This window comes from Pyxidicoccus xibeiensis (assembly GCF_024198175.1).
Lineage (GTDB): Bacteria > Myxococcota > Myxococcia > Myxococcales > Myxococcaceae > Myxococcus > Myxococcus xibeiensis.
The window spans coordinates 113,459-131,991 of the sequence record NZ_JAJVKV010000022.1; the positions used below are offsets into that span (position 1 = coordinate 113,459).

The window sequence follows — 18,533 nt, forward strand, 5'->3', positions numbered from 1 at the left end:
GTGGCATCAGCGGGAGTGGAGGTGCCTCGCCAGCGCCACGCCGCTGAGGAACGCCCCCTCCACCCGAGGCCCCCCGCACCAGTCCCCGCAGGCCCCGAGCCCCGAGGCGGCGTCGAACAGGAACGACTCCTCCCGCGCGGGAGCGGGCAGGGCGTAGCGCCAGCGATGGGCCACGGCCTCCACGGGCCGCATGTCCCGTCCGGTGGCCGCGGCGAACGCCTCCACCCACCGCGTCGCCACCTGCTCGGGTGCGTCCTCCAGGGCCTCGCGGCTGGCCTCCGGTGAGCCATGCAGCACCCAGCGCTCCTCGCCCGGGTGCACGGTCCGCCGCCCCGGCTTGCCCTCCTCCCGCGCAATCCACGACAGGGGCGAGCCGTGGACGAAGGCCGCGTCCACCTCCAGCTCCACGGACGACGCGAAGCGGGCCATCACCGCCAGGCACGGCTGCATCCGGACCGAGCCCGCGCGCGCCGCCAGCCCGGGCGCCCCGGCCAGCAGCGGCACCGCCTGCGGGGCGGGCACCGCGGCCACCACCACGTCGAAGACGCCGGGCACCGGGCCCGACTCCGCGAAGAGCCTCCACGCCGGGCCCTCTCGCTCCAGGCGCTCCACCCGGACTTCGCGGTGGAGGGCGAGCTCCTCCGCCAGCTGCTTCACCCCGGCCCCCATGCCCGGCACGCCCACGTAGCGCGTGTGCTCACGCTCCGAGCGCGTCACCCGGCCGTGCTCCAGCGTGCCGATGACGCCGTTCCACTCCGCCGCCAGGCCCGCGTCCATCCACCTGCGCACCTGCTCCTGGAAGAGCGCGTCCCGGGCCGTGAAGTACTGGGCTCCGTGGTCGAAGGCGCCTCCGTCCTCTGTGCGCCGCGTGGCCATGCGGCCGCCCGCGCCCCGGCTCTTCTCGAACACCTGCACCGGGTAGCCGGCCGAGTGGAGGGCCCGCGCCAACGCGACTCCCGAGATGCCCGCGCCAATCACGGCCACGCGAGGCCGCGGGCCGGAGCGCTTCGGGAGGAGGGTGTCGAGGGGACTCGTGAAGGAGGCCATGGCCTCCCCACTATCAAAGAACGACGGGCTGCTGCGGCAAGGTGACGATGAAGGTGGTGCCGTGTCCGGGGGCGGACTGCACCTCGATGTGGCCCTGGTGCGCCTCGACAATCGACTTCACGATGAAGAGGCCGAGCCCCACGCTGCGGCCCGCCATGTCCACCGCGCCGGTGCCCCGCTGGAGGGGCTGGAAGATGGACGAGAGCAGCTCGGGAGAGATGGGCGGGCCCTCGTTGTGCACGCAGAGCGTCGCCTTCGTGCCGTCACCCTCCGTGGAGACTTCGATGGGCCTCCCGGGCTCACCGTATTTCACGGCGTTCGTGACCAGGTTCTGGATGACCTGGGACAGCCGGTCCGCGTCCCACAGGCCCTGTGCGTTGCCGGTCGTCCGCACCTCCAGCATGACGGAAGGATGCGCCGCTTCGACCTCCTCGACCACCGCCCGGCTGAGCGCATGGAGGTCCGTGGGAGAGGGCGCAATCCGGATGCCGCCGCCGAGCCGGGCCTGGGTGAAGTCCAGCAGGTCGTTCACCATCCGCACCGCGCGTGAGCAGGACGTGTAGATGCGCTCCGCGACCCTGCGGGTGCTCGGGTCCACGTCCGCTCGCTGGTTCAGCCGGGCGGCCCCCAGCAGGATGGCGCTCAGGGGGTTGCGCAGGTCGTGGCTCACGATGCCGATGAGCTGCTGCTCGATCTCCGCCTGCTGCTGCTGCCGCTGGAGGTGCCGCTCGCGCTCCTTCTCCAGCGCCCGCTGCACCGTGATGTCCTGGAGGAGCGCGACGTAGCCCTCCACCGGCTTGCCCTTCTCGTGCTGCGCGATGAAGGTCACCTTCACGTCACGGGTGCCGCCCAGCCGGTAGGGCACGCTGTGCTGCTCGAACGAGAAGCTCTCTCCCTGCAGCCCCCGCTTCACGTAGGGGCCGAGCACGGCGTACGCCGCCTCTCCGATGACCTCCCGGACCTTCCTGCCCCGCAGGCTCTCTTGTGAGACGCCGAACCAGTCCTCGTAGGCCTTGTTGACCCGGCCATAGCGCTCGTCCGGGGTGACGAACGACACGAGCACGGGGATGGCGTCGAGCAGGACGCGCAGCTCCGCCTCACTGGCGCGGACCTTGGCCGCCAGGTCCTCGCTGTGCCGTCGCGCCTGGGTCTGCTCGGTGACGTCGCGGAAGACGAGCACGGCGCCGACGAGCTCGTTGGCTCCCGCCCGGATGGGGGCCGCCCTGTCATCGACAGGGACTTCCGAGCCGTCCTTGCGCAGCAGCAGCGTCGGGCTGGCGCGCCCCTGCACGGTGCCGAGCGCGAGCACCCGGCTGACGGGGTCTTCCACCGGGGCACGCGAGGCGGAGTCGATGAGGCGGAAGACCTCCGTCACGGACCGCTGTCGCGCGTCGGCGTCACTCCAGCCGGTGACTCGCTCGGCCACGGGGTTGAGGAAGGTGATGTGCCCGGTCGGGTCCGTGATGATGACGGCATCTCCAATGCTGGAGAGCGTCGTGGACAGGTACGCCTCGCGCTCGCTCAGCCGCCGGCCCTGGGCGCGGATGCGCAGCAGGCCGGCCACCCGGGCGAGCAGCTCCGAGTCGTCATAGGGCTTGGCGACGTAGTCATTGGCCCCCGCCTGGAGCCCCACCGAGAAGTCCTCGTGGGCTCCGCGAGAGGACAGCATCAGGATGGGGAGCGTGACGTCGTCGTAGTGCTCGCGCACGAAGCGGCACGCATCGAGGCCCGAGACGCCCGGCAGCTCCCAGTCCAGGATGAGCACGTCTGGCGGCGGCCCGGTGAGCCGCTCGAGCATCTCCTCCGCGGTGGAGAACGTCTCGACCGTGTAGTGCTTCGCGAGGAAGTCGCGGGCTCGCCTCAGCTGCGTGGGGCTGTCGTCGACCAGCCAGACGCGCGAGGCCTCCAGCGCGCGAGGGGGAGCAGCCACGGTTCCAGGGGAGTGTGCGGGCGCGCTCACGATTGAGGGTGCAAGGTAAGGCGGGAACGCAGTGGGGGCCAGCACAAGGATGGTGTTCCGCCCAGCCAGGGGGAGGGGAAGCCAGGCAGGCGCGGGTAGGACGTCGAGGACGGGGTGTGGCGCCCTGGCCTCCACCACCTACCGGAGCCTGCCCCCCGCCGCACGTCCCTCCCGCCAGTCCACCAGTGAGCACTCGAAGCGCTCCACTGCGTTGCCGTAGTGGAACGCGCGGCCCACGTGCAGCATCCCCAGCTTCCGCAGCACGGCCTGGGACGCGACGTTCTCCAGATTCGCGACGCCGACGATGCGCTCCAGCCCCAGCTCCTCGAAGCCCCAGCGCAGCAGCTCCCGGCCCATCTCGGTGGCGAGCCCCTGGCCCCACAGCGGGGTGTCGAACAGGTAGGCAATCTCCACGAGGCCCGTGTCCTCCAGGTAGCACAGGCCCGCCCGCCCGATGACGTCCGGAGCGACGTCCGGAGCGACGTCCGGAGCGACGCTCGGAGCCTCGCGCAGGGTGACGGCGAACAGCCCGAAGCCATGCGTCTCCCAGTGGGCCATCATCCTCGCCACATGGGCCGCGCTCTCCTCCCGGGTGCGAGGCTTCCCCGTGAGGTGCCGCATCACCTCCGGCTTCGCATACAGCGCGGCGAAGCCCTCCGTGTGCTCGGAGGACACGCGGCGGAGTCTCAACCGCTCGGTGTCGAGGGTGGGGCGGGCGGGGTGTGAGGCGGAGACGCGGAGCATGGCTCGCGAGCCTATGCTCCGCATTCCGCGGGTTCCAGCCGGCACGTGCCCCTCGCTCAGCGCACCTCCCAGCCCTTCGTCCCGCGCTCGTAGCGCTTGCCGTCGGGCAGCGCGCCGTAGAAGAGCAGGTCCTTCACGCCCACCACGGACTTCCCGTCGAAGAGGCCGATTTCACCGTTCGCCGGCAGCTGGATGCCGAGCTGCGCCGCGGACAGGCGCACCCGCTCGCCCGGGGCCACCGTGACGTCCGGCAGCACCGCGCCCGTGGGGTTGCTCACCTGGGTGGGCGCATGGCTGCTCTGCGCCAGGCTCACCCGGAGGTTGGTGGTCAGCACCATGCCGCCGAGCGACACCGCCGCGGACGTCCGGTTGCCCACCTCCACCCAGCCCTCGCGCGGGTCGAACGCCTCGAACACCAGCGTCGGCTTCTGCTGCGCCAGCCGCGTGCGCTCCTTCGCGATGAAGGCCCGCCGCTCCGACACGTACCGCTTCAGGTAGTCGCGGCCCGCCTGGAAGCGGCCTTGGTCCATGAACGGGTCATCGCGCATGTGCGGGGCGATGAGCGCGTGCAGCCGGTCGATGTACGGGTTCATCACCTCGCTGGAGAACACCTCGTCCAGCGACTTGTCCAGCCGGGCCTCCAGCCGCTCGCGCAGCACGGGGTTCGTCACCACGCGGGTGCCCAGGTTGGAGAACACCGGCAGGTAGCCCGGGTACGACGCCGACTCCAGCTTGCGCTTCTCGTACATCTTCTCCACCCACGTATCCAGCAGGGTGAAGTTGAAGAGCGGGTGGCGCATGTTGCCGCTGCTCGTGCGCATGTCCTCCACGCTGATGGGGTACCACCAGCGCGCGTCCACGTTGTTGAGGTCCCACGGCACGTAGGACCACTTCGCCACCGCGCGGTCGTAGATGAAGTAGCTCTCCGAGTCCTCCACGTAGTTGTTGGACATCAGCACGTCCAGCACCATGGAGCGCAGGTAGTGCTCCAGCTGGAACTGCTTCTCCAGCGCGCCCACCAGCTGCGGCTCGGGCGTGTGGTTGATGACGGCCAGCATCTCCCAGAGCTTCGTGTCCGGCTGCGTCTCGTTGGTCTTCTTCATCCACCGGCCCTGGTAGGGCACCTGCCACGTCTTGAACTCGCAGTCCTTCCAGCCGCACCGGTAGATGTCCGCGTCGTCATCCGCGAAGTCGTGGGCCTTGAGGAAGGCCTTGTTCACCTGCTCGATGTCCAGGAACACGCCCTGGTACGTGCCGTTGAGCTTCAGGCGCACGAACTTCGCCTTCGACGCCGGCACGCGCATGGCCTCCAGCAAGTCATAGGCAATCTTCTCCGCCAGCAGCGTGGCGTCCGCGTACTCGGCCACGAGGTTGAGCGAGGTGCGCCCCTCGAAGCGCACCTTGTCCTCGAAGCTCACGTTCCAGCTCTTCTTCGGGAAGAAGCGCGCGGAGGCGCCCCGCAGCCGCACCTTCACGCGGTACGTCGTCCCGCCCGCCTTGAAGAGGGCGTCCTGCTCCGGCGTCCACGGGTCCGCCTCGAACATCCGCATCGCCTCGTCGGGGATGAGCAGCTCGTACTCCTGCACGGAGCCCTGCACCGCGGGCAGCTGGAAGGGCCGCATCGTCTCCGGCACGGGCAGGGGCGGCGGCGGAGGAGGCGGAGGCGGCTCCTGCGGCGGCGGATTGCCCGGAGGCGGCTCCTGCGGCGGCGGATTGCCCGGAGGCGGCGGATTGCCCGGCGGCGGCTCCCCGGGAGGCGTCGTCTGGGGCAGCTCTCCGGTGGGAGGCACCGGCTCCTCGTACCCAGCGGGTGTCGTGCCGCCTCCACAGGCCCAGAGGCACAGCAACGGAAGGCAGATCAACAGTCGGACGTGAGTCATCGCGCTCCCGGTCAGCAAGCACCATGCCCTCCGTGCGGGTGCGTGCGACTGCTGGCGAGTGGACGGTGCCACCCCGGGAGCGGGTACTCGCGTCGCCCGGGTGGGAAGGAAATTGCCCACGTTGATGCCGGTGACTCGCTTCACCCTGAAGGGCAGGGCCTTTCCCCCGCCGGCCCGTCCGCCGGGCATCCGGCCCGCCTGCCGAGGGCAGGCAGCCGGGCGGCGGCAGTGCTTCCGTGCCCGCGAGCGCTATGCACGGCGCGGGGCGCCAGTCCTAGCTTCAGGAGATGCCGGGAGCGGGGCGCGCCGCGTCAAGGAGAGACAGCCGCATGGAGACCTGGAACCAGAACCCGTCGGATGCCGTCCGTGCCCACACGCCGCTGCTGGTGAACCGGCGCATCGACGAGCGCGTCGAGGGCTGCGTCCGGTACATGGCCGAGAAGGGCGACCGCGCGGAGATGAGCCGCTACCTCGAGCGGCTGGAGCGCGAGTGGGACATCAGCCGGGCCATCTCCGTCAGCACCGCTGCCATGTCGGCGCTCGGCCTGCTGCTGGGCCGCAGGGACGGCGGCGGCTGGCGGGTGCTCAGCGCGGTGGCCACCAGCCTGCTGCTCCAGCACGGGGTGTTCGGCTTCGGGCCGCTGTCGGAGGTGTTCCGCGCCCTGGGCGTGCGCACGCGCCGGGAAATCGACCTGGAGAAGTTCGCCATCAAGGCGCTGCGCGGCGACTTCGAGCGCATCCCCAACGACGGCGGACCGCTGGCCAAGGCCAACGCCGCCCTCGTCGCCGCGCAGTCCTGAGGGCGCACCCGGACGCGGAAGAAGGCCTCCTTCCGCGTCCGCGGCTCACGTCACCGTCAGTGCCGGGGCGCGGTGTAGCCGCCCGCGACGGCCGGAATCAGCGCCGGGGACGGCTGCCTCGGGGCGCCGCCATTCTTCGCCCCGGTGTTCCCCTGGTCGAAGAAGCCGTTGAGGCCGGCGATGCCCAGCGAGAAGTTCGTCACCCAGCCCGGGTCCGGCTTGCCGGCCGCCGCGCCCACGTCGAACGGCTTGGCGAAGTGCAGCCGCATCAGCAGGGGTCCCAGCGCCACGTTGACGCCGACCACGGCGTTCACCACGCGGTGGTTCCACATGTCCCGCGTGCCCGCGCCCACGCCGCCCGCGTCGAAGCCGGCGACTGCTTCCAGGTCGCTGAGGAAGGCCACCCGGACGATGTCGTTGAGCGGCAGCTGCAGCTCCAGCGTGGAGTAGAGGAAGTTGCGGCCCAGCAGCCACCGCTCGTCCCCGAAGTTCACGCCGCGCAGCGTGTCGAAGGAGGACAGGTAGTAGGAGCGCGCGTACCGCCCGCCCAGCGTGGTGCCCGCGCCGCCGCGCAGGAACAGGTGGGTCCGCCCGTAGATGGGGAAGTACCGCTCCGCGTCCAGGCGCAGGTTGCTGTACGCCTCGTTGTTGAACGGCTGCACGCCCACCGTCGCCTCCAGCAGCGCGGAGCTGCCCGCCAGCGGGCCCGTGGCGTAGTGGTACTTCAGGCTGTCGTAGCCCACCTGGCCGCTGACCTCCGTCTGGAAGCGGATGGACTCGTTGCGCTCCCGCCAGGCCGACAGCAGCTCCACGCCCGCATCGTTGAAGCCGGGGAAGGCCAGCCGGAACTCCTCGAAGTCGTCGAGGAAGTACTTCGTGCCGCCCAGGCTCAGGTCACCCTGCAGGTAGAAGAAGGTGCTGAGCGGGTAGCGCAGGCTGCCGAGCACGCCGAAGAAGCGCTCGCCCGAGACGAAGAAGGCGCGCGAGGCCACCGGGTCGCCCTCGAAGGTGCGGTCCACGCGGAAGCGCAGCGACTGGAAGAGGCCGCCGCCCCACGTCGTGCGCCCCTCGTCGTTGATGTACAGCAGGTAGCCGTCCGTCAGGTCGAAGCTGCCGTACACCGACAGGGTGAGCAGGAACTGGTGGTCCCTCATCCGGTCGCTCGCCGCCGCGAACAGCTGGCCCACGAAGCCGCCGCCGCCCGCGCCCGCGAAGCCGAAGATGGGGCCGAACTCCAGGTTCTGCCGCGTGAAGGGCTGGTAGCTCTGCGCGTCCGTCAGCGGCCGCACCGCCATGGGGCCGGGCGGCTCCGGCGCCGGCTCGGCCGGCACCTCCAGCGCCAGCATGCGCGGCGGCCGCAGCACCGCCGGCCTCCGCTCACCGGAGTTGTGGAACAACAGCCACAGGCCGCCCTCGGGGCCGGGGCCCGGCTCGAAGACGCCCGTCGTCAGGTCCGTGCGCCGGACGATGCGGCCGTCCGTCATCAGCTCGTGCAGGTCGGAGCTGCTGTTGTTGAAGGCCGTGAAGAACAGCCGGCCGTCCGCCAGCGCCACCGGGTCCGCGTGGTCCCGGTCCTCGCTGGTGATGCGCTCCACCTGCCGGGGCGCGTCCGTGCGCACCCGGAAGAGGTTGAACTTGCGGTGCGACGTCGCGTCCGACGAGAAGATGACGCCCGCCGGGCCCCACGTCACCTGCCGCTCGGAGAACACGTCGTCGGAGAGCTGCAGCGGCTTGGCCTCAGGGCCCGCCTGCAGGTCGATGGCGTACACGTCCCGCAGGCCCGCGTCGTTGATGCCGATGAAGGCCACCCACCGGCCGTCCGGCGAGAAGGCCGGCGAGTACGCCGCCAGCAGCCCGTGCTTGTCGATGCGGTACGCGGTGCGCCCGCCCACGTCCAGCTTCACCGTCGTCCCCACCTCCCGGTCGATGCCGGTGCGGATGGGGGTGCGGCGCACCAGCACGTCCGCCGCCCGCTTCTCCACCACGTGGGTGTAGTCCTGGATGTAGATGACGTCGCGGCCGGTGATTTCCGCCACGAAGGCCAGCTTGTCCTTCGCCAGCGCGAAGCTGCGTCCGGAGATGGGGTGCAGCGACTCCACGCCCGGCACGCCGTCGCCGGCCACCTTCACCGACTTGTCCGGCGCGCGCGGGTCCATCATGTACAGCCGGCTCTCGCCCGTCTCCGGGACAATCGTGCGCAGCGCCAGCACCTGGCCGTCCGGCGAGCTCGCCATGGCGGTGACATAGCCGGGCGCCTTCTCCAGCAGGTCCATCGCCGGCGCCGCCTGCTCCGAGCCCAGGTACGTCTTGAACGCCCGCCGCTTCAGCCAGTTCTCGAACCGCGCGGAGATGCGCTTCGGGTCATCCCCCGACAGCCGCTCCAGCAGCTCCTCGAACTTCAGCGACGGCGAGTCGCGCGAGCCGCCCACCAGCCGCGGCGACTCCTCCAGCACGCGCTGCAGGAAGCCCTTGCCGTACTCCTCCTCCAGGAAGGCCACGCGCACCTGGCCGACCTTGTAGATCCACAGGTAGCCGTACGGCCCGGGCGAGAAGAAGTCGAGGAAGGCGTAGCCCTTGTACAGGTCCGGGTTCACCAGCAGGTCTCTCACCAGCATCTCCGCCTCGGGGTCCATGCCCCGCTTGGCGTAGAACTCGGCCAGGCCTTCGATGAACCACAGGGGGATGCCTCCCAGCGGATCCCCGAACACCTTGGCCTGCTCGGCCACGGTGCGCACCTTCTGGATGGTGAACTGGTGCGCCAGCTCGTGCGTGCTGATCTCCTCGAAGAGCCGGTGGTCGCCCAGGTACGGCAGCGTCAGCTTCAGGTCCTCGCCGGTGCTGGTGAGGCCGAGCGTGCCCTCCGACACCTGGAAGAGGTTGGTCTGCAGGAACTCCTGGTAGCTGCTGTAGAGGATGTACGGGAACGTCTGCGTGGGGACGTACTGGAACTGGTCCACCAGGTAGCGGTACGCCTCCTCGATGAGGGGCGCGGCCCGCTCGGCCACCACGCGCTCGCGCTCGTAGAAGTAGAAGCGCACGCCGCCCGACTTCGCGCCGAGCGACTTCGCATACGTGTAGTTGAAGCCGCCGTCGGAGGCCCCCAGGGACGCCAGGCTTCCCAGGCCGCCGTCCGCCGCGCCGCCGTCCGCGCCCGCCAGCAGGGTGCCGCCGTCCGCGCCGCCCGCGCCCGCCAGCGTGCCGCCGTCGTCACCGGCCGGGGTGCCCGCGGTGGCCGGGGTGCCGCCATCCGTCCCCTCCAGCACCAGCGGCGTGCTGGTGGTGGGCGGCAGCGCCGTCTGGGCTTCGGGAGGGCTGGACGTCTGCTGGGTGCCCTCGGGGCCGGGCCCGTTGGGCGGCTGGAGCGGGTCGCCCGTCTCGGGAGACGTCGTCGGCGCATCCGGGTTGGCGCCTCCCTGGGTGCCGGGCGGCTGGTCGTGCGCCGTCCGCTCCGGCGGCTTGGCGAGCCCCTCGGCGCCGGGGCCCACGAGGATGTCCACGTGCCGCCACTGGAACTCGTAGGTGTTGACCGGCGATTTTCCCGGGCGTCGGGGCACGACGTAGAACTGGGCGAGCGCCAGTCCTGGGAAGAGCAGGGCCATCATGGCGGCTGCGAGGAGACGGGGGTTCACAGGGCTCACCTCTTCGGGTGGGGAACAGGCGGGAGGGCGGCAACCTGGGAGGCTCGCTCCCAGAGGGCAGGGTATACAAGCGCCTGGATTATTTCTTTCCGTTTACTTGCCTGGCGATGGACGTCCCATGACGCGCCGGCCCGCGACCGCAGGGACTTTCGTTGGGTGCTGGCGCCCGGTAGAACTGGGGGCATGAGACGCCTGTTCGCACTGTCCAGCACCCTGTTCCTCGCCCTCGGATGCGGCAAGGACGATACCCCCGAAGACAAGGCGGAGTGTCAGGTTGAAGCCATCGACCTGTCCGCCTGTCAGCGTTCCTCTCTGTCCTCGGTGCAGTCCGAGGGCATCTGGAACATCAACATCCTGCTCAATGACAACTCTGGCACCGCCAGCAGCATGCGGCTGTCAGGCCTGTCCACCGGGCCGACGATGCTCGGGTTCAACGTCACCGAGCGCCGAGTCTCCGAGGACACCTTCTTCCTGGCCAGCGAGACGACGGACTCGGCGGGGGGAACGATGCGCTACGTCCTCGCGGGCTGCTCGTCCACGGGGCCGGGGCAGTTGGGGGGCATCTTCCGGCGCTGCCGCAGCGGCACCGCGGACCTGAAGGGCACCTTCGAGGCGGTGCGCCTGCAGCGCCGCGCGGGCGAGGAGGAGTCCTCCAAGGTCGCGCTGGTGAGCGAAATCGCGCTGCCGCGCGGCACGCCCGTGGAGCTGGCGGTGGCCCATGGCCATGCCTACATCGCGGCGGGCGCGGAGGGGCTCTTCGTCTACAACGTCAGCGACCCCGCCCAGCCGCGCAAGGTGGCCGAGTCCAAGCCCTCCAGCGACTTCTACAGCGACCTGGTGGTGCACGGGCAGACGCTCTACGTGGCCACGCAGCTGAGCGGCATCGCCGTGTTCAGCCTGGCGGACCCGGCCGCGCCCGCGCGCATCCGCTCGGTGCCGGAGAAGGCCGTGGAGGTGAGCGCGGTGTCGGTGGACGGCGACCTGCTGTTCGCCGCGTCGCCGCGGCCGAACGCGGAGGTGCTGGTGTACAACATCGCCACCCCCACCGAGCCGAAGCTCGTCACGCGCTACTTCGTGGAGGGCAGCGAGCCCCAGCTGGAAGAGCGTCCCCTGGACGTGACGGCGGCGGGGGGCCGGCTGTACGTGAGCCACTGGTCCTACGGGCTGACGGTGTCGGACATCAGCACGCCGGCGAAGCCGAAGCTGCTGGGGCGCTTCGCGAGCGCCACCTCGCGCACCACGGCGGTGGGCACGGTGGGCAACCGGATGCTGGCCTTCGACGCGGGTGAGGACTGGAACGCGCACCTGCGCGTGCTGGACGTGGCCGCGCCGGCGACGGTGACGCAGGTGGGGGAGTTCCGGATGCGCCCGGAGGTGTCCATCAAGGCGCTGGCGCTGTCCGGCACGAAGCTCTACGTGGCCTACTACCAGGACGGCCTGCGGGTGCTGGACGTCTCGGTGCCCGGGGAGATTCGCCAGCTGGGCTACTACAACACCTGGCGCGAGTCAGACCCGGGACGGGGCGTGTCCTTCCTGGAGGGCTTGAACGCCCTGCGCGTGCCGGGCGACGGCTACGTGTACGCGACGGACACGTCGCGCGGGCTGCTCATCTTCCGCGAGACGGAGTAGGGGCTGGCATGAGCGACGCCACGGCGAGGCTGTGCGGCCGGTGTCAGGACCTGCCCCCGAAGCTGGAGGGGGGTGGGCGGCTGTTCCTGTGGTGCCCGCTGGGGCACAGCTTCGGGAAGCTGGTGGCGTCGCTGCGGGAGGCCGGGCGCGAGTTCCAGGTGCGCCCGGAGGCCCAGTGCGTCGTGGCGCTCGTGGCGGAGGGGGACCTGGGGAGGCTCGCGGAGAGCCTGCCCGGGGCGCTGACGGAGGAGGAGGTGCGGGGCACGCGCGCGCTCTTCGTGGCGGGCGAGGGGGAGCCGGGGCTCGCGGACTACCCGCGGGTGGGCTCGCTGCGGCAGCTGGCGACGCTGGCGCAGGCGGGGTGGCTGGTGGACATGATGAAGGAGCAGCGGCTCACGTCGCACTTCCAGCCCATCGTCCATGCGCAGGACACGCGGCGCATCTTCGCGCACGAGGCGCTGCTGCGGGGCCGCGAGCGGGACGGCGCGCTGGTGTCGCCGGGGCGGATGATGCAGACGGCGCGCGACGCGGACCTGCTGTTCCAGCTGGACCTGGCGGCGCGCACCACGGCCATCCGCGAGGCGGTGCGGCACCGGCTGAACACGCACCTGTTCATCAACTTCACGCCCACGGCCATCTACGACCCGGCGTACTGCCTGCGCTCGACGGTGGCGGCCATCAGCGAGGCGGGGATTCCGCCCCAGGCGGTGGTGTTCGAGGTCATCGAGTCGGACCAGGCGGCGGACCCGAAGCACCTGAAGGGCATCATCAACTACTACCGGCAGGCGGGCTTCCGGGTGGCGCTGGACGACCTGGGGGCGGGGTATTCGTCGCTGAACCTCATCCACCAGCTGCGGCCGGACATCGTGAAGCTGGACATGGAGCTGGTGCGCGACGTCCACCTGGACCCGTACAAGGCGGCCATCGTGGGGAAGATGCTGGAGATTGCGCGGCAGCTCGGCATCCAGACGGTGGCCGAGGGCATCGAGACGCCGGAGGAGCTGCGCTGGGTGCGCACGCACGGGGTGGACTTCGTGCAGGGCTACCTCATCGCCCGGCCGCAGGGCGCGCCCGCGGAGGCGACGCCGTACTTCACTGGGTGAGCATGACGTTGCCGGTGGCCTGGCGCTGGAGGGTGGCGGTCCGGGCGAGGTTCAGCTCGACGCCGGCATCCTGGAGGGCGAGGCGGGCGCCGTAGATGTCGCGGTTGTAGGCGGCCTGCTGGGCCCGGTAGATGTAGGCGCGGGCGCGCTCCACGTGGGTGACGACGGTGCCCTGGCCGAACCGGGCGGCGCTGGCGCCCGCGTTGGCGAAGGCGGCGTCCGCGTAGCCCAGGGCGTTGCCGACGCCGAGCTCGCCGACCTCGAGGGCCTCGTCGGCGGCGAGGAGCCACTGGCCGGCGGTCTGGATCTGGGTGAGCCGTTGCTGTCGGGCCTGCTCGGTTTCGGCGGCGCGCTGCTCGAAGGTGTCGACCTCCTGCTGCACGGCCTGGGTTCTCGCGGCGAGCTGCTCGTCGCGCGTCTGCAGCTGGGTCTCGAGCTCGTTCATGCGCTCACGCAGCTTTGCCAGCTCCTGCTCGGCGGGGGTGGGCTGGGGAGGAGCGCCGGTGCCCGCGGCGCCCGCGCCCCCCGTAGCGGCACTGGTGCCGGGGGGAGTGCCGGTGGTCCCGGTGGCGCCCTGGGTTCCAGCGGGGCCCGTGCCCCCCGTGGCGGCGCTGGTGCCGGGAGGCGTGCCGGTGGCGCCCGAGGTACCCGAGCCACCCGTGGCCGCGACGGTGTCGGAAGGCGTGCCGGTGGTATCCGAGCCGCCCGTGGCCGCGCCAGTGTCGAGAGTGGTGCCGCCGGTGCCTGCACCGGTGTCAGAAGATGTTCCAGTCGTGCCGGTGGTGCCTGAGCCTCCGGTGGTCGCGCCGGTGTCCGTCGTACCAGGGCTGCCCGTAGCCGCACCGGTATCCGTCGTCGTCCCGGAGGCTGTGCCTGAGCCTCCCGTTCCCGCTCCGGAAGCCGTCCCCGCAGTGCCGGTACCTCCCGTCGACGCCCCGGTGCTGAGGTCATCGGCTGCTCCGCTCATGCCGGTCCCGATTCCAGTCGTGGAGCCGCCGCCTCCCGTCGCCGCTCCGGTGCCGAGCTCATCGGCGGGTCCACCCGTTGCCGTGCCGGCGCCCCCGACCGCCGCGCCGGTGTCAGGCTTCGTGGCCGTGCCCCCCGTGCCCACGCCGGCTCCAGTGGTTCCGGGAGTCGTTGCGGTGGCGCCAGTTCCACCGGACGCCGCCCCGGTGCCGAGCTCATCGGCCGCGCTGCCCGTGCCCTCTCCGGTTCCAGTCGTGGTGCCAGCCCCCGCCGTCCCTGAGCCACCAGTCGCGGCGCCCTGGCCGGTCGCCCCTTGCGCCGTCGTCGCACCAGGAGTGGCCTGGCCCGCGGTCGCGGAAGTGCCCGCCGTGCCCGAGCCGCCGGTCTCATCCTGGGCCGAAGCGTCCTCCGCCTCCGCTGCGGCAGCGGCCGCCGCCGCCGCTTCCTGCGCCTCGACCTGTTCCAGAGGGGAGGGCAGCGGCTGGTAGACCTGCGCTGCCTCCTCGCGGGCGACCTGGCTGGCTGTGGGGGGCGGCAGGCCATCGGGCAGCACCGGGACCATCGAAGAGTACTGGTTGCTGCCAGGCAGATAGTCCTGGATGACGTAGCCCGGAGGGGGCCGCGCCCCGTCCGCCTCCTCCGAGGCCTGCTCGTAGGCGTCTTCGAGCGCGTCCGCGGCCGGGTCCCGGATGGACGGATCATCAGGAGTGGGAACGGGCGTCTCGCCCGGCGTCTGACCAAGGCTCAATCCAGCAGCGAGGGCAATCCAGAGGCGCATGCTCGGAATGTGTCCACCACCGGATGAATCATCATCGCACCGGACGACGCCCCGCCCGCCGGGCTGCCCGGGGAGCGGGCTGCTCGCTTGCTGTTCGGAAATGTCGGGACATTTGAGCCGCTGAGCCGCCCGCAAAACCCCCGACATTCCCGAACAGCAACCCACCGGACCGGTCCGGACCCCGAGTGATGGGCTTCGCCAGTCCCCGGTAGCGCAGGCAGGGGGCTCAGCCCGAGCCCCGCTTCCGAGCCCGACGCGCCATCACCTCACGCGCGGCGCGCTCCCCGGTGGCGATGGCCCCATGGACGGTGCCCTCCTCGCCGTCGGTGTTCGTGGCCTCGCCCGCACCGCCTCCAACGCCCCTGACGGGATGACGGCATCGCCACGGGCCGGTCCGGAGGCTTCGCGCCCGCGAGCTCCGCGAGGAAGCCGAAGGAGGCATCCCCGTCCCCGAAGCGTCCCTTCCAGAGGAGCGCATGCGTATCGTCGCAGTGGCGCACGGAGAGGCGCGCCCGCCGCGCGAGCTTCCGCAGCGAGTCCGGCGCTCCGTGGACGAGCTCGGCCCCCAGCTCCAGGGGCACGTCGGTGACGGCGTCGCGCACGGTGGCCACGCGGCCGCCCACGCGCTCCCGCGCCTCCAGCACCGTGACGCGAAGCCCCGAGCGGGCCAGGGCCGCCGCCGGAGCCCCCACGACGTCGCGAAGGGCCGTGCCTCCCACGGCGGAGAGACACGGCCCCGGGAATGCGCCAGCGTCAGAGGCTGATGCGCAGGCCGGCGCCCAGCTCGAAGGTGGGCGCGGCCACGGTGAAGCCCTGGATGTCCTGCCCGTTGATGGTGACGTCGGGCACGCTGAAGCCGAGCCGGAACTCACCGCCCTTGCGGCCGTAGTGCACGGCGCCGAACGCCTCCACGGTGAGGTAGGTGAGCGCCCGGTGCGTGACGTTGAGGCGGCTCACGTACGAGCGGTCGGAGAAGTTGGTCAGCGTGAACAGGTTGAAGGACGTGCGCTCCAGCGAGCCGGGGCGGTCCAGGAAGAGGTACGCGGCGCCGTAGTGCTTGCCCAGGTAGAGCGGCTGGAAGGCGCCCTGGGCGAGCAGGTACGGGTAGCCGATGGAGCTGGTGTAGCCCGTCGAGTTGTAGAAGTACTCCACGCCCACGACGGCCAGGTCGTTCTCGCCATAGCCGAAGGTGTAGTTGGCGCCGCCCGTCACCTGGGGCGTGAGGCCCTCGGGGATGTAGGGCTCCACCGTGACGCCATTCGTGAAGATGTCCTCGAGCGTGGTGCCCTCGGGCACGCGGTACAGGGGGCGCTCGGTGCCCTTCTTCAGGCCCACCTCGCCGTAGACGTCGATGGGGCCCAGGGCGGAGGACACGTCGAGGCCGAAGCGGGGCTTGCGGCCGCGCTGGGCCACGGCGCTGGCGCCCAGCTCCGCCGGGCCCACCACCACCTCCGCGCGCAGCGCGCCACCGATGCGGCTGAGGCGGTTGACGGGGTCGCTCCCGCCGGGCTCCGACGTCGGGCCCCCGCTCGCGTCCGTGACGGCGCCCGCGTCGCTGCCCAGGTCATCCACCACGGCGATGCCGTAGAAGTTCCAGCCCCGCGACTCCCAGGGCACGTGGAGCTTCACCATGGACACGCCGGTGCGCAGGTCCACGAAGGCCAGCGGGTTGCGCCGCTGGGGGGACAGGAAGTCAGTGGGGTTCCATATCTGCCCCGTGCCCCACTTCACGTGCTGCTTGCCCACGGTGAAGAACACCGTGCGCTCCAGGTCGAAGCGCAGCCACGCCTGGTCCAGCAGGACGCGCGGGTTGGAGGGGGCGTCCGTGCCCGTCCGCGCGGCCAGCGTCGGGTCGTAGCTCAGCCGGCCCACCACGAAGCCGCGCAGCCGGTCCGTGGGGCGCGCGTCGAAGTAGCCGTCCACCAGCGTGGGCGCTGAGAACGCGGTGTTGCCGAACGACACGCCCTCGGTCGCCGACACGTTGCCGCGCAGGTAGAACTGGCCGCCAATCTTCAGCGGGTCATCCACCGCCTCCTCGGAGTCGAACGCGCTGCGGGACGTCGGGCCGGACAGCACGTCCGCGTCCCGGTCGCCCGTGGCCTCCGCGGCGGGCGTCGGCTGTCGCTCCTCCGGCTCCGTGCTCGCGGAGCCCGCCGCGGGCGCATCCCCGCCGAACAGCGAGTCCTCGCTCGGGCGGTCCGCCGTACCCGACTCCGAAGCCGGCTCGGCAGCCGGCTCGGACGGCGCGGGCGTCCCGGGCTCGGCGGGCTTCTGGGGCTCGCCGCCGAAGAGGGAGTTCTCGTCCGGCCGCTCCGTCCCCGGGCTCCCAGCGGACTGGGCGAGGGCGGAGGGGCCGGCGAGGGCCACGGACAGCGCCGTGGCCAGGGTGAGTGCGCGGGGCGTCATCGGCTCTTGCTCTCGAGCCACGCCTTGGTGAAGAGGTTGGCCTCCAGGGCGCGCAGGTCGATGGACTTGATGAGGACGACGGTGGAGTTGGCCTTCTCCACCTCGTCGTAGACGCGAATCTCCTCGGGGTACCAGACGTCCGCGCCCTTGGACTCGCTGAAGAGCTTCTTCCAGCGGGGGTAGAGCACGGTGCGCATCTTCCGGCCGGACAGCGCGTACTCCTCGCGCTTGAGGACGTTGGTCGTCTCCTTGTCCACCCAGAGCTTGATGACGGGGTAGGCCACGTCCACGCCGGCCTTCGCCTTGAGCGACAGCAGGTTGGCCGAGTACTTGCCCAGCTTCGCCTCACCCTCGAAGGAGGGGTCGTACTCCTCGGCCAGCCGGGACTCGTCGAAGTCGGCCCGGCGGCTGTCGGTGCCGGCGATGCGCTCGCGCTCGGTGCGCCGCTCCCACTTGCCCACGTTGGGGTCGTAGCTCCAGAGGTTCTTGTCCAGCCGCAGGTAGCCCTTGCCGGCCTCCGCCTTGGGCCGGCTGAAGAGGATCATCAGCTTGTCGTCCGCGTCGCGCCGGTAGACGAACGCCTCGCGCACGGTGTCCGTCTTGTCCTTCTCCTTCTGCTCCAGGTAGACGAGCGCCTTGTAGTCGCCGCCGTTGCGCTGCCGGTCGTCGATGGTGGCCAGCAGCTTCGTCATCTCCGCCGGCTCCAGGGCCAGCGCCGCCGGAGCGGACAGCAGCGCCGCGGTCAGCACCGCGGCGGACAGCAGGTTCTTGAGGCTCATGTGCGTTTCACCCGATGTGGTGCATCGCCGTCACGGGCTTCATGCGCGCGGCGAGGAAGGAGGGAATGAGCGAGATGAGCGTGGTGCACACGGTGATGAACACCATCGCGCCCACCACGGCGCCGGGATTGACGGCCAGGCTCAGCGTGTCCGACATGATGAACATCGCGACGACTTCCGGGACGACCATGCCCGCCGCGTTGACGCCCAGGCACACCACCAGCCCCACCACGGCGCCCGCCAGCGTCCCCAGTGCGCCCAGCGTCATCGCCTCGAGGACGAACATCGCCATCACCCGCGTGCGCTGCATGCCGATGGCGCGCAGCGTGCCAATCTCCCGGGTGCGCTCCCGGATGGCAATCCACAGCGTGTTCATGATGCCCACGCAGATGATGACCAGCAGGACGAAGATGAGCACACCCGTCAGGCCGTTGAGCGCGGCCAGCGTCCAGCTGATGAAGTTGATTTCGTCCTCCCAGTTGGTGATGTCCAGCTTCTGGCCGGTCCACGCCTCGCGGTTGACGACCTCGAACTTGAAGAAGAACGCCCGCGGGTCGTGGTCCATGATTTCGTGGCCCGCCTCGGCCAGCGTCTTGCGCAGCCGGGCCTGGACCGCGGGCACGTCCTTCACGTCCTTCAGGTACACCTGGATGGCGCCGGTGGCGTCCTCGCGCAGCTGGTAGAGCGAGCGCAGGGTGTTGGAGGGGACGTAGACGTTGAAGTCGCTCATCATCCCCACGTTCGCCGCGACGGCCACCACCCGCACGTCCACCGTGTTGCTGGTGCCGCGCATGGTGGGCGCG

General features: G+C 71.1%; 13 protein-coding genes. 3 read left to right on the forward strand and 10 right to left on the reverse strand.

The annotated features are described in order from the left end of the window. Positions 1–6: 6 nt before the first annotated feature. From LXT23_RS46140 to LXT23_RS46155, 4 genes are all read right to left on the reverse strand, one after another. Positions 7–1,047: an NAD(P)/FAD-dependent oxidoreductase gene (locus LXT23_RS46140; RefSeq protein ID WP_253986908.1), complete on the reverse strand. Its 1,041-nt coding sequence runs from the start codon at positions 1,045–1,047 to the stop codon at positions 7–9. Between the two features lie 13 nt (positions 1,048–1,060). Continuing rightward, positions 1,061–2,977, reverse strand: coding sequence for a hybrid sensor histidine kinase/response regulator (locus LXT23_RS46145; protein ID WP_253986909.1), 1,917 nt, complete (start codon positions 2,975–2,977; stop codon positions 1,061–1,063). 168 nt (positions 2,978–3,145) lie between these two features. Beyond that, complete coding sequence (locus tag LXT23_RS46150) at positions 3,146–3,751, reverse strand: GNAT family N-acetyltransferase (RefSeq protein ID WP_253986910.1); 606 nt, start codon at positions 3,749–3,751, stop codon at positions 3,146–3,148. 56 nt (positions 3,752–3,807) lie between these two features. Further along, complete coding sequence (locus LXT23_RS46155; RefSeq protein ID WP_253986911.1) at positions 3,808–5,631, reverse strand: CotH kinase family protein; 1,824 nt, start codon at positions 5,629–5,631, stop codon at positions 3,808–3,810. Between the two features lie 329 nt (positions 5,632–5,960). On the opposite strand from LXT23_RS46155, the gene LXT23_RS46160 reads away from it, so the two are divergent. Beyond that, a complete protein-coding gene (locus tag LXT23_RS46160) occupies positions 5,961–6,431 on the forward strand; it encodes a hypothetical protein (RefSeq protein ID WP_253986912.1) in 471 nt (156 codons plus the stop codon). 56 nt (positions 6,432–6,487) lie between these two features. Here LXT23_RS46160 and LXT23_RS46165 read toward each other — a convergent pair whose 3' ends face one another. Further along, positions 6,488–10,060: a tolB protein precursor protein gene (locus LXT23_RS46165; protein ID WP_253986913.1), complete on the reverse strand. Its 3,573-nt coding sequence runs from the start codon at positions 10,058–10,060 to the stop codon at positions 6,488–6,490. 192 nt (positions 10,061–10,252) lie between these two features. Between LXT23_RS46165 and LXT23_RS46170 the strand changes: the two genes are divergently transcribed. Together LXT23_RS46170 and LXT23_RS46175 are read left to right on the forward strand one after the other, a co-directional pair. Further along, positions 10,253–11,698, forward strand: coding sequence for an LVIVD repeat-containing protein (locus LXT23_RS46170; RefSeq protein ID WP_253986914.1), 1,446 nt, complete (start codon positions 10,253–10,255; stop codon positions 11,696–11,698). Between the two features lie 8 nt (positions 11,699–11,706). After that, a complete protein-coding gene (locus LXT23_RS46175) occupies positions 11,707–12,801 on the forward strand; it encodes an EAL domain-containing protein (protein ID WP_253986915.1) in 1,095 nt (364 codons plus the stop codon). Here the strand turns inward: LXT23_RS46175 and LXT23_RS46180 are convergent. From LXT23_RS46180 to LXT23_RS46200, 5 genes are all read right to left on the reverse strand, one after another. Then, positions 12,791–14,545: a hypothetical protein gene (locus LXT23_RS46180; protein WP_253986916.1), complete on the reverse strand. Its 1,755-nt coding sequence runs from the start codon at positions 14,543–14,545 to the stop codon at positions 12,791–12,793. The genes LXT23_RS46175 and LXT23_RS46180 overlap by 11 nt on opposite strands. 266 nt (positions 14,546–14,811) lie before the next feature. Continuing rightward, complete coding sequence (locus tag LXT23_RS46185; protein ID WP_253986917.1) at positions 14,812–15,264, reverse strand: FAD-dependent oxidoreductase; 453 nt, start codon at positions 15,262–15,264, stop codon at positions 14,812–14,814. A gap of 34 nt (positions 15,265–15,298) precedes the next feature. Then, positions 15,299–16,951, reverse strand: a complete 1,653-nt coding sequence (locus LXT23_RS46190) for a hypothetical protein (RefSeq protein WP_253986918.1) — start codon at positions 16,949–16,951, stop codon at positions 15,299–15,301. Continuing rightward, on the reverse strand, positions 16,948–17,730 hold the full coding sequence (locus tag LXT23_RS46195; protein WP_253986919.1) for an outer membrane lipoprotein-sorting protein: 783 nt from the start codon (positions 17,728–17,730) through the stop codon (positions 16,948–16,950). Before LXT23_RS46195 ends, LXT23_RS46190 begins: the two co-directional genes overlap by 4 nt. 7 nt (positions 17,731–17,737) lie before the next feature. Continuing rightward, a partial coding sequence (locus LXT23_RS46200) for an ABC transporter permease (RefSeq protein ID WP_253986920.1) occupies positions 17,738–18,533 on the reverse strand: 796 nt, incomplete at its 5' end.